Source organism: Gammaproteobacteria bacterium, from assembly GCA_011682695.1.
Classification (GTDB): Bacteria; Actinomycetota; Acidimicrobiia; order Spongiisociales; family UBA4744; genus BMS3Bbin01.
The window spans coordinates 22,818-36,622 of record JAACED010000018.1 but is presented as its reverse complement, the minus strand read 5'-3'; the positions used below and the strand labels follow the sequence as shown (position 1 = coordinate 36,622).

The 13,805-nt window shown below is 64.8% G+C and carries 11 protein-coding genes and 1 tRNA gene; 10 read left to right on the top strand and 2 right to left on the bottom strand.

Going from position 1 to position 13,805, the window contains the following annotated elements:
• Positions 1 to 37 precede the first annotated feature (37 nt).
• Positions 38 to 2,101 (top strand): sodium-translocating pyrophosphatase, encoded by a 2,064-nt coding sequence (locus tag GWP04_05425; GenBank protein ID NIA24991.1) that lies wholly within the window; start codon positions 38 to 40, stop codon positions 2,099 to 2,101.
• A 94-nt stretch (positions 2,102 to 2,195) separates the two neighbouring features.
• A complete protein-coding gene (locus GWP04_05420; GenBank protein NIA24990.1) occupies positions 2,196 to 3,431 on the top strand; it encodes a hypothetical protein in 1,236 nt (411 codons plus the stop codon).
• A gap of 58 nt (positions 3,432 to 3,489) precedes the next feature.
• Here GWP04_05420 and topA read toward each other — a convergent pair whose 3' ends face one another.
• Positions 3,490 to 6,075, bottom strand: coding sequence for a type I DNA topoisomerase (gene topA, locus GWP04_05415; GenBank protein NIA24989.1), 2,586 nt, complete (start codon positions 6,073 to 6,075; stop codon positions 3,490 to 3,492).
• Between the two features lie 112 nt (positions 6,076 to 6,187).
• Between topA and GWP04_05410 the strand changes: the two genes are divergently transcribed.
• From GWP04_05410 to GWP04_05400, 3 genes are read left to right on the top strand one after another with little or no spacing between them, the layout of a single operon-like run.
• Positions 6,188 to 7,573, top strand: a complete 1,386-nt coding sequence (locus tag GWP04_05410) for a hypothetical protein (protein ID NIA24988.1) — start codon at positions 6,188 to 6,190, stop codon at positions 7,571 to 7,573.
• Positions 7,570 to 8,181 (top strand): dTMP kinase, encoded by a 612-nt coding sequence (tmk, locus tag GWP04_05405; protein ID NIA24987.1) that lies wholly within the window; start codon positions 7,570 to 7,572, stop codon positions 8,179 to 8,181. The genes GWP04_05410 and tmk overlap by 4 nt, the downstream gene beginning before the upstream one ends.
• The gene (locus tag GWP04_05400; GenBank protein NIA24986.1) at positions 8,169 to 9,245 is read left to right on the top strand and encodes an AAA family ATPase; all 1,077 of its coding nucleotides are present in this window, start codon (positions 8,169 to 8,171) and stop codon (positions 9,243 to 9,245) included. Before tmk ends, GWP04_05400 begins: the two co-directional genes overlap by 13 nt.
• A gap of 7 nt (positions 9,246 to 9,252) precedes the next feature.
• Here GWP04_05400 and GWP04_05395 read toward each other — a convergent pair.
• Positions 9,253 to 9,324: transfer RNA gene (locus GWP04_05395), tRNA-Thr, on the bottom strand.
• Between the two features lie 672 nt (positions 9,325 to 9,996).
• Between GWP04_05395 and GWP04_05390 the strand changes: the two genes are divergently transcribed.
• The 5 genes from GWP04_05390 to hpt are packed head-to-tail and all read left to right on the top strand — an operon-like array spanning position 9,997 to position 13,714.
• A complete protein-coding gene (locus GWP04_05390; protein ID NIA24985.1) occupies positions 9,997 to 10,530 on the top strand; it encodes a sigma-70 family RNA polymerase sigma factor in 534 nt (177 codons plus the stop codon).
• Positions 10,523 to 10,771 carry an anti-sigma factor gene (locus GWP04_05385; GenBank protein ID NIA24984.1) on the top strand — a complete coding sequence of 83 codons (249 nt, stop codon included), beginning with the start codon at positions 10,523 to 10,525 and terminating at the stop codon, positions 10,769 to 10,771. The genes GWP04_05390 and GWP04_05385 overlap by 8 nt, the downstream gene beginning before the upstream one ends.
• 59 nt (positions 10,772 to 10,830) lie before the next feature.
• The gene (locus tag GWP04_05380) at positions 10,831 to 11,883 is read left to right on the top strand and encodes a hypothetical protein (protein ID NIA24983.1); all 1,053 of its coding nucleotides are present in this window, start codon (positions 10,831 to 10,833) and stop codon (positions 11,881 to 11,883) included.
• On the top strand, positions 11,862 to 13,190 hold the full coding sequence (gene tilS / locus GWP04_05375) for a tRNA lysidine(34) synthetase TilS (protein NIA24982.1): 1,329 nt from the start codon (positions 11,862 to 11,864) through the stop codon (positions 13,188 to 13,190). The genes GWP04_05380 and tilS overlap by 22 nt, the downstream gene beginning before the upstream one ends.
• A gap of 53 nt (positions 13,191 to 13,243) precedes the next feature.
• A complete protein-coding gene (gene hpt, locus GWP04_05370) occupies positions 13,244 to 13,714 on the top strand; it encodes a hypoxanthine phosphoribosyltransferase (GenBank protein ID NIA24981.1) in 471 nt (156 codons plus the stop codon).
• Positions 13,715 to 13,805 lie beyond the last annotated feature (91 nt).

The following is a 13,805-nucleotide window of genomic DNA, read 5'->3' as shown; positions in this document are numbered from 1 at the left end:
CTCGCCTCCATTCGGTTACATGGGGAGAGAGACACCGATGGCAGGAACGTCCTTTGTCTACGCAGCGGTAGTGAGCGCACTACTCGCGCTGGCGCTTGCAGTGTTCTATTCGAGACAGGTTCTGGCTGCTCCGCGCGGTAACGCCCGGATGGTCGAGATCTCCGACGCGATCCGCGAAGGGGCGATGGCGTTCCTGCGTCGCGAATACACATGGGTCGCAGTGTTCGTCGTGATGATGGCCGCCCTGATCGCAGGGCTTCTCCCGTGGGGACGACCGTGGGGCGCAGTTGCGTACGTCTTTGGTGCCCTGCTGTCCGCATTGGCGGGATTCATCGGGATGCGCGTTGCGACCGCGGCAAACAGTCGCACAACCGAAGCTGCGCGCACCGGTGGCGTCGTCAAGGCGCTGCCCCTCGCGTTCCGGGGCGGAGCAGTGATGGGCTTCACCGTTGCCGGCCTCGGCCTGGCCGGTGTGGCGCTTGGATATCTCGTCTTCAGGGTGTGGCTCAACGTCGCTGAGTGGGCCGACATCGTGACGGCCATCGGACTGGGGGCATCTTCCATTGCTCTGTTCGCAAGGGTCGGTGGCGGCATCTTCACGAAAGCGGCAGATGTGGGTGCCGACCTCGTAGGGAAGCTCGAAGCCGGGATTCCCGAGGACGATCCCCGGAACCCTGCGGTGATCGCCGACAACGTCGGCGACAACGTCGGCGATACCGCCGGCATGGGGGCCGACCTCTATGAGAGCTACGTCGGTTCACTCGTGGCCCCGATCGCCTACTCGGCGATCGTGTTCGCGTCTGCCGGGTTCAGAGACCGTGCAATCATCTTCCCTCTTGCCGTTGCGGCGGTCGGGATGATCGCGTCGATCATCGGCTCGTTCGTTGTTCGGGCTCGCGACGAAGGGCATCTGGCGGCAGGTCTGCACCGAGGCACGTACCTGGCAGCCATCATCACGGCGGTCGGCACGCTCGGGCTCTCCCACTGGGTGTTCGGAGGAGTCGACGGGGTGAAGAATCCGCTCGGCATCTTCCTCGCCGTGTTCGTCGGTCTTCTGGTCGGACTGATGATCGGTCAGATCTCCGAGTGGTTCACCTCCGACCGCTACAAGATCGTGAAGGAGATTGCTCGCCAGGCCCAGACGGGACCGGCGACCGTGATCCTCTCGGGTATCGCGGAGGGGATGCGCTCCTCTGCGTTCAGTGTGATCGTCGTCGCGGCTGGGATCGGCGGTGCCTACTGGGCCGGTGATTGGGGGCTCGGAGCAGGCGGCGGCGTCTACGGAATCGCGGTTGCGGCGATCGGCGTGCTCGCCACGCTGGGTATCACCGTTTCGGTCGACGCCTACGGGCCGATTGCCGATAACGCCGGTGGGATTGCGGAAATGGCCGGGCTGCCTCCCGAGGTTCGCGAGAGCACCGATGCTCTGGACTCGCTGGGGAACACGACCGCGGCGATCGCCAAGGGATTCGCGATCGGATCAGCCGCCGTGACGGCACTCGCTTTGTTCTCGGCGTTCGTTCAGGCGGTGAGACTCACCGAGATCAACATCTTGGACGTCGGGACCATGATCGGCCTGTTCCTTGGCGGAATGTTCCCGTTCCTGTTCGCTGCGCTGACGCTCAATGCCGTCGGTCGGTCGGCCTTCCGCATGATCGAGGAGGTTCGTCGTCAGTTCAGGGAGATCCCCGGATTGCGAGAAGGCAAAGAGGGGGTCAAGCCCGAGTACGCGAAGTGTGTCGACATTGCCACGGCCGGCGCGTTGCGCGAGATGATCGTGCCGGGTGCTCTGGCGATCGTGCTCCCGCTCACCATCGGGTTTGTTGACACGGAAGCTCTCGGAGGCTTTCTCGCGGGAGCTCTCGTCGTCGGATTCCTGCTCGCCATCTACATGACGAACGCCGGTGGTGCGTGGGACAACGCGAAGAAATTCATCGAGGCCGGAGCGTTCGGCGGGAAGGGCTCCGAGGCGCACTACGCAGCGGTCATCGGTGACACGGTCGGCGACCCGTTCAAGGACACGACCGGTCCCGCGATGAACATCATGATCAAGGTGATGACCGTCGTCAGCTTGATCTTCGCATCGGCGTTTATCAGGTAATCGACGTTCGGCAGACGGCGGGCCTCATGCGAGGCCCGCTGTTCGCGCCGGGACGGTCGATGCGATTCCGCGGTCCGCCTATCCTTGATCCGCTATGGAAATCGTCCTTCTCCGCCACGGTGAGTCCACCGGCAACGCTTCGGGCCTGATCCAGGGCCGCGCCTCCAGTCCTCTGTCGGAAAGGGGCCTGGCGCAGGCTCGCGTGGTGGCCCGGCACCTCGCCCAAGGTGAACCGTTCGATCTGATCGTCAGCTCGGACATGGAACGAGCCGTGCAAACGATCAGTGCGCTCGGCCTCCCGTTCGAACGCGATGCGGCGTGGCGGGAAATGGATCTCGGTGCATGGGATGGTGTGCCGATCGCAGAGGTTGCCAAGCGTTTTCCTGAAGAGATGGCTGCTCTGCGGCGCGGGGAGGCGGTGCCGATCGGGGGGACCGGGGAGACGTTCCCCGAGTTCACCGCCAGAGTCGGCGGCGCCATCGACCGTCTCGTCGAGAGGATGGAGGGGACCGGACGTGTCCTCGTGTCCGCGCACGGTGGCGTGGTCGATCGGGCCGTCGCCATCGCGATCGGCCGGCCGGATGCGGTTGCGTTCTTGGGTCGGGTGGCCAACACGTCACTGACGACGATCTCCGTGCGGCCCTCAGGGATGCGTGTCGATCACTACAACGACACCACGCACCTCGGACCGGTCTCCGGGTGGGCGGCCGAACGTCTCGCCGCAGGAGATACGGTCGTCGCTCTCGTTCGGCACGGACGGACCGCCGCCAACGATTCGGGCATTTGGCAGGGGCATACGGATGGCGGCATCGACGAGGAGGGCAGGCGCCAGGCGACCCGTCTGGCCGGCTGGTATGGGACCTTTGAAACGCTGTACTCGTCATCGCTCGGGCGAGCCCTCGAGACGGCTGCCCTGCTGCGAGCTGATGGCGCTCCCGTCGTCGTGCCGAGCTTGATGGAGCTGGGGATGGGCGAATGGGAGGGGCACCGCGTCGAGGAGATCAAGGTCGGGTGGCCTGACATCTGGCGGACGATCTACGAGGAGGGGAAGGACGTCCCCCGGGGCGGTGACGGAGAGACCTGGAGCGGGATGGTTGCCAGGGTGTCCGAGGCGATCGGCGGTATCGCTCGAGCGCACCAGGGCCGGCTCATCGGTGTGGTCTCGCACGGCGCCGCTATCCGAGGGTTCTGTTCGAGCCTCATCGGGTTGGACCACGAGGATCGTCGAAGACTGATCGCTCCGGGCAACACGTCGGTCAGTCACGTCGTGTTCGGCGCGGACGGTCCGGTCCTTGCCGACTACAACATCGGCCCGCTCCAAGACAGTTGAACCCTGGGCTCGTAGGTACCCTATGGGTACCCCTGAGCCCTGGGTTCGGGGATACCCGTTAGCCCTTGGCGGCGATCCGTTCGCGACGGAGTTCGAGGAGTTCGGCGGCACGCTCGATGGTGATCGTTTCGGGGTCGTCGCCCTTACGCAGCGAGGCGTTGACCACACCATCGGTGACGTACGGTCCGAAGCGTCCATCCTTGACCACCACCGGGTTGTCGGAAACCGGGTCGGTGCCGACCTCTCGAAGTGGTGCCGCAGCCGCCCGCTGTCCCCGCCGCCGCTTCGGCTGAGCCAGCAGCGCGATTGCCTCTTCCAACGTGATGGTCAGCAGCTGCTCTTCCGACTCCAGGCTGCGGGTTTCGGTGCCCTTCTTGATGAACGGTCCATACTTGCCGTTGCGGGCCACGATCTCCGATCCGTCGGACGGGTCTACACCGACGACGCGAGGCAGACTCAACAGCTCGAGCGCTTGCTCGAGCGTGACGTCCTCGGGGCGCATCGTCTTGAACAGCGAAGCCCGTTTCGGCCTCGTTGTGCCCTCTTGCTCCCCAAGCTGGACGTACGGCCCGAATCTGCCGACCCGCAGACTGACCTCCAGGCCGGTTTCGGGGTCTGTTCCGAGCGTGCGTTCGTCGTCGGGTGCGGCGAGCAGCTCCAGAGCCTTTTCGACGGTGAGCTCGTCAGGAGGGGTCTCGTCCGGAATCGAGACCTTGTCGCCGTCGCGTTCCAGGTACGGTCCGTACCGGCCGACGCGGGCGACGAGCGGGATTCCATGGGGATCGTTACCGATCGGGATCGATCCGATCTCCCTCGGGTCGATCTCGTCGAGAGGGCCCTCCACCATCTCCTTGAGGCCGACAGAACCATTCCCGAAGTAGAACTTCGTCAGCCACGGGATCGCTTGTTCCTCTCCCCGGGCAATGCGGTCGAGGGCACTCTCCATCTTGGCGGTGAACGTGTAGTCGATCAGATTCGAGAAGTGCCGCTCCAGCAGCGTGACTACCGCGAACGCCGTAAACGTCGGGATCAGGGCAGTGCCACGCTTCCACACGTAGCCACGGTCCTGGATCGTCGAGATGATCGACGCGTAGGTCGAAGGGCGGCCGACACCGAGTTCCTCGAGTCGGCGGATCAGGGAGGCCTCCGTGAAACGGGCCGGCGGCTTCGTCTCATGCCCCTTCGGTTCCATCGCGACGATGGTGAGCCGCTCATCCACCTCGAGCTGCGGCAGGCGCCGTTCCTCGTCGTCCCGTTCGGCGTCGGGGCTGTCGCTCCCGGCCACGTAGACCTTCAAGAAACCCGGGAACGTGATCACCCTGCCGGTCTGGATGAAGCCGGCGGTGCGCCCATCGGACGCGTCGGCCTCGAGGCGAACCTGGACCGACTCGCCGACCGCGTCGGTCATTTGCGAAGCGACGGTTCGTTTCCAGATCAGGTCGTAGAGTCGGGCCTCGTCCGGGCCGACGTGCCGCTCGACGTCCGACGGGGAGCGGAAGGAATCTCCCGCGGGACGGATCGCTTCGTGCGCCTCTTGGGCGTTCTTGACCTTGCTGCGATAGATGCGGGGCTTCTTCGGAAGGTAGGCCGTGCCGAACTGGTCGCTGATCAGGCGACGCGTCGCGCTCAGCGCGGCTTCCGAGAGCGCCGTGCTGTCGGTACGCATGTACGTGATGTACCCGTTCTCGTAGAGTCGCTGCGCGGCCCGCATCGTCCGTGAAGCCGAGAAACGCAGCTTTCTACCGGCCTCCTGCTGCAGCGTCGACGTGCGAAACGGCGGATATGGAGAGCGACGATACGGCTTGCTCTCGACAGAGCGGACGATCGCCTTCGCGTCTTCGAGGGCGTCGGCGAGGATGCGCGATGCGGCCTCATCGAGAACGAGTGCTTTCGGGTTGGTGAGGTTCGCCTGTGCATCGAAGTCCTTGCCGGACGCGACCGGTTCGCCGTCCAGCGTCGTCAACGGTGCAGTGAATGAGACGCCTTCAGGCGGCTGGAAGGTGCCGAGCAGATCCCAGTACGACGCGGATCGGAAGGCGATCCGCTGACGTTCCCGCTCGACGACGATGCGCACCGCGACACTTTGCACTCGACCCGCCGACAGCTTCGGCTGCACCTTGCGCCACAGCACCGGGCTCACTTCGTAGCCGAAGAGACGGTCGAGGATGCGTCGAGCCTCCTGTGCGTCGACGAGTCTCGTGTCCAGCTCTCTGGGATGTTCGAGCGCTTCTGTGATGGCGCGCTTGGTGATCTCGTGGAACACCATGCGTTTGACGGGCACTTTGGGTTTGAGGACCTGGAGGAGATGCCAGGCGATCGACTCTCCTTCGCGGTCTTCATCGGTTGCCAGGTAGACCTCGTCTGCATTGGCGAGAGCGCCCTTGAGTTTGCGCACCTGTTCCCGCTTCGCCGCGGGAACGATGTAGATCGGCTCGAAGTCCTTCTCCACGTTGACGCCGAGCCGACCCCACGCCTCATGCCGGTACTTCTTCGGGATCTCCGACGCCTTCGAGGGGAGGTCACGGATATGGCCGATCGAGGACTCGACCGTGTAACCCGAGCCGAGGAATCCGGAGATGGTTCGGGCCTTCGCGGGTGACTCGACGATGATGAGTGGTTTGGACACGGCGGCAATGATTATCAGAGAACGGGGGTAGAAGTCAAGGCAGTGATGTTTTCCCGGTCATCGTTCGCGTCGCCGATGACGTGTTTCGACGGTGGTCACCTGGTCGACTTGGCCGAGTATCGTGCTTCCCATGGAAAGGAAGGGAGACCCCGCACCGGGCGCTCTCGGCCTGGTGCGTCGCGGTCCGTTCGCGCGTCTCTGGTGGGCCGGCATGGCGTCGAGCTTCGGCGACTGGGTCGCCCTCTTCGCGATGATCGCTCTGGCCGATGCGATCGGCGGAGTGACGGGCATCCTGGTTCCGTTGACGGCGCGGATGCTGCCGGGACTCTTCGGTGCCGCCGCCGGCGTGCTCGCAGATCGTTTCAACCGCAAGGTCACCATGGTCGTGTGCGACGTCGGCCGGGCGCTGCTCGCCCTGTCGCTGGTATTCGTCCGGACTCTTCCGCAGCTGTTTCTCGTCTCCTTCGCCATGGAGGTGTTGGCGTTGTTCTGGGGGCCGTCGCGCGAAGCCAGCATCCCTAACCTCGTGTCGAAGAAGGTGCTGGTTCGGGCGAACAGCCTGAGCCTGGTCGCGGTGTACGGGATGCTCCCGGTCGGGTCGGCAGCGTTCTCGATCTTTGCCAGGATCTCGGAAGTGACCCATGTTCTGGGCGCATTCGGGTCGAACACCGGACTTGCTTTCGCGGTTGATGGGGGCACGTTCATCTTCTCGGCATCGCTGATCGCAACGATTCCCATCCCCCGTCCCGAGGTGAGTGAAGACAGGAAGGCCCAGGGCAGGCTGGATTGGAAACTGCCATTCAGGGACATCATGGATGGGGTCCGGTTCATTCTTCGAGAACGTTCCGTGAGGAGCGTGATCGCCGGCATCGCGACGGCCCTGTTCGGCGCCGGTATCTTCTTTGCCCTGGGTCAGCCGTTCTCGAGTTCGGTGCTCGGTGCCGGGACCTCCGGATTCGGGATTCTCGTGACGGCGCTCGGGAGCGGCGTCGGTCTCGGCATGATCGGACTGTCGGCGATGGGGAGGAACGACTTTCGTCGAGACGTGGTCTTCGCGTTGAGCCTTGTCGCAACCGGCTTGACGATCACCGCTGCGGCGCTCTCTCGGACGATCGCCGGAGCGGCGTTCTGGGCGTTGCTGGCCGGCGGCGGGGCCGGCTCCTCCTACGTCATGGGTTTCACCCATCTGCACGAGCGGGTCACCGACGAGCTGCGAGGGCGCACTTTCGCTGCGCTCTACACGCTCACCAGAACTGCCCTGCTGATCTCGATCTCGGCCGCTGCGTTCGTCGCCGCGATTCTCGATGGGAAACTCCCTGGAATATTCTCCAGCGGTATTCGCAGTGCTCTCGTGTTGGGTGGATCGGTGGTGGTGTTTGCCGGTGCGATTACCTTGTGGAATATGCGCAAGACGTTCTCGCGGCCCCACATCTCGGAGGAAGCTCTTCGCTCCCTCGAAGACGCTTCCGACACCTTCCCCTCGATTCGAGGGCGGCGTCGAAAGGATCATGAATGAGCATCGGTCACTACGTTGCGCTCGAAGGCATCGAAGGTGCAGGCAAGAGCACCGTTGCGGCGCTGCTGGCCGACCGTCTGAGGGAGATCGGCCACGACGTCGTAATCGTGCGCGAGCCCGGTGGCACGCCGATCGGTGAGGGTATTCGCAGCGTCCTGCTGCATGGCGACGACATGGCCGACTGGACCGAGGCGCTTTTGTTTGCAGCCCAGCGCGCTCAACTCGCGGAGGACGTCATCGCCCCGGCGCTCGCTACGGGGTCCTGGGTGATCGGCGACCGCTCCGTCTACTCGTCGCTCGCCTATCAAGGCGGTGCGAGACGGCTCGGGTTCGATGAAGTGCGGGCAGTGAACCAGGCAGGGTTGCAGGGGGTCTGGCCCGACACCGTCGTCCTGCTCAGACTCTCGCCACGGGTCGGTCTCGCACGCCAGGATGGTGGCGATCGCATCGGGAATCAGGGGTTCGAGTTCCAGAGTCGTGTCGCCGACGCCTACGAACAGTTGGCCTGCGACGAACCGATGCGCTTCTTGACCGTCGATGCGAGCCGTCCGGTCGAGCGCGTCGCCGACGATGTCATGAGGGCGTTGAGGGATCGATGGCTCTTCTAGACGGCATCGTCGGGCACGGTCCGATCGGCACACTGCTCGAACGTGAGGCGGTTCGTCCCGCACAGGCATACCTGTTCGTCGGTCCTTCCAATGTGGGCAAAGGTACGGTCGCCCGCCGGTTCGCCGCCACCATTCTGTGTCCGAAACACGGAGTTCACGACGAGGTGTGTACCACGTGCCGGCGTGTCTTGAACGGCAACCATCCGGACGTGACCATGGTGCAGCCGGAGGGCCAGGCGGCGCTGTCTGTCGTGCAGGCGCGAGCGGCGATCACCAAGGCAATGCTGGCTCCCGTCGAAGGGGATCGGAAAGTGATCGTGCTCGACGAGGCAGGTTCGATGACCGACCAGGCCGCCAATGCGATGCTGAAGACGCTCGAGGAACCGACGCCTTCAACGGTGTTCATCCTCGTTGCGGAATCCGAACAGGACATGCCGGCCACCGTCGCGAGCCGTTGCAGGACGATCCAGTTTGGGCGGCTGCGCGAAGAGGACCTGGTCGACGCTCTGGTCACGCAAGGGGTCGACCCCGACCAGGCGCGGGAAGTTGCGCGAATTGCCGGCGGCCGGCCCGGCCTGGCACTGGATCTGGCGCAGCGTCCGGAGGTGGCGGCGTTCCGCCATGTCTGGCTCGGGGTCCCGCTGCAGGTGACCTCGCATCCGGGAGTGGCGTTCCGCCTCGCCGAAGAGGTCATGAGTGCCGCCGATCCCCTTCTCGAGGCGATTCGTGAGCGGCAGGCCGCTGCCATGGAGGTGGATCTCACCGCCGCCGGCCGCAAGGCGCTGAAGGACCGCCATGAACGGGCGCTGCGGCAGGCATCCCGATCTCTGCTGGTGGCGGGCTTGGAGATCCTGGCCTCATGGTATGCGGATGCCGCATCCGCCCAATATGCCGGTCCGGTGAGAAACCGGGACGTGCCCATGGCCACTCTGGCATTGGTTCGACCCAGGGACGCGGTGGCCAACGCCGAGCGTGTCTTGGAGGCGGTACCGGATCTGAGGGCGAACCTTCGTCCTCAGCTCGTCCTGGCCACGTTGTTCACCGAGCTGGCTCCGGTTACGTGAACTGCGGAGCCGGAGCGGGGAATCGAACCCCGGACCTGCTCATTACGAGTGAGCTGCTCTACCGCTGAGCTACTCCGGCGCGGCGTGCATCCTAGTGTCTCGACAGGCAACCCTTGCGGTGTTCTCGCGGTCGGCATGCAGCGTCTTGGTTCGCTGCGTTGTCGTACCGGGTGCGAGGTACCAGGTACGAAGTACTTCGTATTTCGTACTTCGTATCGCGACGTGCCCTGTACCAAGACCGTGGGGCGAGCGTCGCGGATCGGGTGCAAGCTTTCCCACGCGTGCGGTTGTAGCGGGACCACCCCAGCGAGCAGGGCAAACATCTCGCCCCCCAGCGAGCGGGGTAAACATTTCTCCCCCCAGCGAGCGAAGCGAGCGTTGGGGGGAGTACGGCGAAGCCGACCGGGGCCGGCGTCAGCCGGAAGGGGGAGTACGGCGTCAGCCGCGGCGTCAGCCGGAGGGGGGTAGACACTCGGCCCTGGACCCCCTCCGTCTTCGGCCAGAGCGCCGAGGCCACCTCCCCCAGCGTCGGCCTTCGGCCTCCTGGGGGAGGAGACAAGCCCTCGCTGGGGGAGGAGACAGGCCGGAACCGGCGCCGGCATCAGGCTGGAACGGTCTGTCGCCCGGATGACCGTCTCGACCGATGGTGGCCACCGTACGGCTCGTTCTCTCCAAAGGATGCAGGTAGTGTCAGCGTGCCGATGCTGTCGGGAGGGACGTGGCCGATCAGAAGAGCTTCGAGGAGGACGCGATGCAATTCGCTCCGCAGCTCTACTCGGCGGCCCTGCGGATGACGCGCAACCCTGCCGACGCGGAGGATCTCGTTCAGGAAACCATTCTCAAGGCCTACCGCGCCTATGACACCTTCACGGCGGGAACGAACCTGAAGGCGTGGCTGTACCGGATCCTCACGAATACCTACATCAACCGCTATCGCAAGCAGATGCGCCGGCCGACCGAGATGGACCTCGGTGACGCCGCGGACTTGTACCTCTACCGGCGGATCGGAGATTCGGGCCAGATCGCTCGCAGCGCCGAAGAGGAGGTCCTCGAACGGTTCGTCGACGCCGATGTCAAAGCGGCGGTCGATTCACTTCCCGAGAACTTCCGGCTTCCGGTGCTCCTCGCCGATGTAGAAGGTTTTTCCTACAAGGAGATCGCCGAGATCATGGATGTGCCGATCGGGACGGTGATGTCGAGGCTCCATCGTGGAAGAAAAGCCCTGGAGCGGGCGTTGTGGAGTTTTGCACGGGAACACGGACTCGCCGGGACGGATCATGAGTAAACGCAGCTGCGAGGAAGCGATCACCAGCGTCTACCTGTATCTCGACAATGAGCTCGGATGGGTGCACGCGGCCAAGATCAAGCGCCACCTTCGACACTGCGACGGATGCCTGGACGCGTTCCGGTTCGAAGAACAGTTGAAGGTCGTCATCCGCGAGCGGGTACGGGAAGAGCCGAAACAGGAGGTCCTGGACCGCTTGCGAGTCTTCTTGAAGGAACAGGAACCGGGGTTCGGAGACTGAGCCACCAGTTGGTTCTTGGCTGTCGGCTGTCGCAGTCGGCTGTCTAGGCTGCACTTGTCGTGACTGCGACTCAGATTCCGTGGGCTGTCTCCACCCGGCTTGCCTCGACCATTGCCGGGCACTACCCCCTCGAGGGGTCCTATCACGAGCGCCTTCTCGAACTGCAGGCACCGGAGTTCGTCGCACGTGCCGAGCCGCTCGTCGCAGAGGCGACCGGGCTCACCTCGGTGGGCATCCCTGAGGTCCGGGTCGTCACCAGGGCCGAGTGGGCAGAGCGGAACGTCGCCTTCTTCGCCCACCTCATGGCCCCCGTCGAGGATCGGCTCTCTGAACGGTTCTCCCGGCTGGGGGCCCTCGGACAGGGTGCCGGCTATCTGGCCCGAAGGGTCGTGGCCGCAGAGACCGGAGCGTTGCTCGGAGTGATGGCCCGGCGTGTCCTCGGCCAGTACGAGCTGGCCCTGCCCGCCAAGCTGGACGGAGATACGGTCTATCTCGTCGGCGCCAACATCCTCTCGCTCGAGAGAAGTCAACAGTTCCGTCCTGTGGAATTCAGGTTCTGGCTCGCACTCCATGAGTGCACGCATCGGCTCCAGTTCGTGGGGATTCCCTGGATGCGCGCCTACTTCCTCGACCTCGTGGAGGCGCTGATCTCATCGGCCGAGCCGGAGCCCGGTCGCTTGGCCCGCATCGCCGGCGAGTTTCGAGACGCCGCCGTCGAGGGCCGTCCGCTGATCGATGAGACCGGTCTGTTCGGACTCTTCGCGAACGACCACCAGCGGGCACTCGTCGACAAGGTCCAGGCGTTGATGTCACTGCTCGAAGGCCACGGGCACGTCATCATGGACCGGATCGGCGAAGGAATGCTCGTTACCCAGGCCCGCATGTCGAGCATCCTCAAACAGCGCAGAAACGATCCGCGTGCGGCCGCGTTCTTCCGGCTGACCGGCATGGAGATGAAATTCAAGCAATACGAGATGGGGGAGCGCTTCATCAAGACCGTCGAGCGTGAAGCCGGATGGGACGCAATCGGCATTGCATGGCGGGGTCCCGAGTTCCTCCCAACCCGTGACGAGATCGACGATCCGATCCGATGGCTGACTCGCGTCGCTTGAGTGCGCTCTCCCGCACGGTGCGGGCCAGAGCCGACATCCCCACAGGTCCGTGCGTCGTCGCCCTCTCGGGAGGTCCGGACAGCGCCGTGTGTGCGTGGGCCACGCTCCAGGCAGGAGCTGCCGTGCGCGCCGTCCACGTCGACCATGGTCTCACCGGATCCCCGATCGTGCGGGAGGCAGCCGTTGCGATCGCTGCGTTCCTTGGGATTCCGTTGCACATCGTTGAAGTGACCCTCGGTCACGGATCGTCACCGGAGGATCTCGCCAGAACCGCACGCTATCGGGCACTCGAGGCTGCTCTCGATCCGGGAGAGGTGCTGCTCACCGGCCACACGCGCGCTGACCAGGCCGAGACCGTGTTGGGCAATCTGCTGAGGGGCGCAGGGCCGGACGGGCTCGCGGGCATCCCGCGCCGAAGGGGGCGAATCGTTCGTCCCCTCCTGGAGGTGACACGATCGCAGACGCGAGAGCTCGCCACGCTGCTGGGGGTTCCCTGGGTCGAAGATCCGGCGAATCTCGAAGCGGGGCCTCGCAGGAATCTCATTCGCCGGGAGGCCATTCCCTATCTCGAGGGGCGCTTCAATCCATCGCTCGAACGAGCACTCGCGCGCACGGCCGACGCGCTCTCTGCGGAGAACGAGCACCTGGACCGGCAGGCGGAGCGGGTGCCCGTGGAGGTCACCACCTCCTCGGTTCGGCTGCCGGCGGCCGTCCTGGCGACGGTCGATCCTGTCATCGCAGCTCGAGCCGTTCGCAGGGCGTTGCGCATGATCGGCGGCCCGCACGCAGGCAACGCCCGCGACGTGCACCTCATCTTGGATATCGCCCGCGGGGTATCGGAGCGAGCCTGCTTGACCGGCAGTCTGGAAGCGGAGCGGCGCCGTGCGCTGGTCGTGCTTTCGCGGCCGGCGGCGGCGTCGGTTCCCGAGTCGGCCGCTTGGACACTTCCCGGCCGCACGGAATTCGGAGCCTGGTCCTTCGAGGCATGGGTCGCGGAAGCGACACCGACCGCGTTCCCCCTGAGCCGATTCGTCGAGGTCCTCGATGCGTCTGCGGTCCCTTCCACGGTCACGGTGCGGGCCGTGCGCGCTGGAGACAGGATCGCGATCGCAGGTGGCCACAAGGACGTGGCCGAAACGCTGGCGGAAGCCGGAGTTGCCGTGCCCGACCGTCCGGTCTGGCCGGTGGTCGTCGGCCCACGGGAGGAGGTCCTGTGGGTCCCGGGTGTGCGGCGCGCGGATCTCGGCTGGGTGGATTCGGCCACGAGGCGCTACCTTTGGGTCCGCGCGACTCGGGAGGATGCGTGAAGGTCGGGAAGACGCTCATCAGCGCCGAAGAAATCGAAGCCGCACTCGTCAAGATGGGCCGTGCCATATCCGCGGATTACGCCGGCAAGGATCTGCTGATGATTGCCGTCCTGAAGGGCGCCTTCATCACGTTGGCCGACTTGGCGCGTCACATCGAGATACCCGTCGAGTTCGACTTCATGGCCGTGTCTTCGTACGGCGCGGCCACCAAGACCTCCGGTGTCGTGAGGATCCTCAAGGATCTCGACCAGGAGATTGCGGGGCGCGACGTTCTCGTCGTCGAGGACATCATCGATTCCGGACTCACCCTCAACTACCTGCTCAAGAGCTTGCGGGTCCGGCGCCCGGAGTCACTCGAGATCGCGGCGCTGCTCGTCAAGAAGGACATTCAGCGGATCCCGATCGACGTCAAGTACACGGGTTTCGAGATCGGCCCTGAGTTCGTGATCGGCTACGGGCTCGATTACGCCGGCAAGTATCGTAATCTGCCGCATGTCGCGGTGATGGTCGAAGACGACGAGTAGCGGCTGTGCATTCGGTGTTTTGCACTTTGTATTTCGCGCTTCGTACCGCGACACGGCAGTGATGCAGGGTCGCGCGGCGGGTGAATCGGCT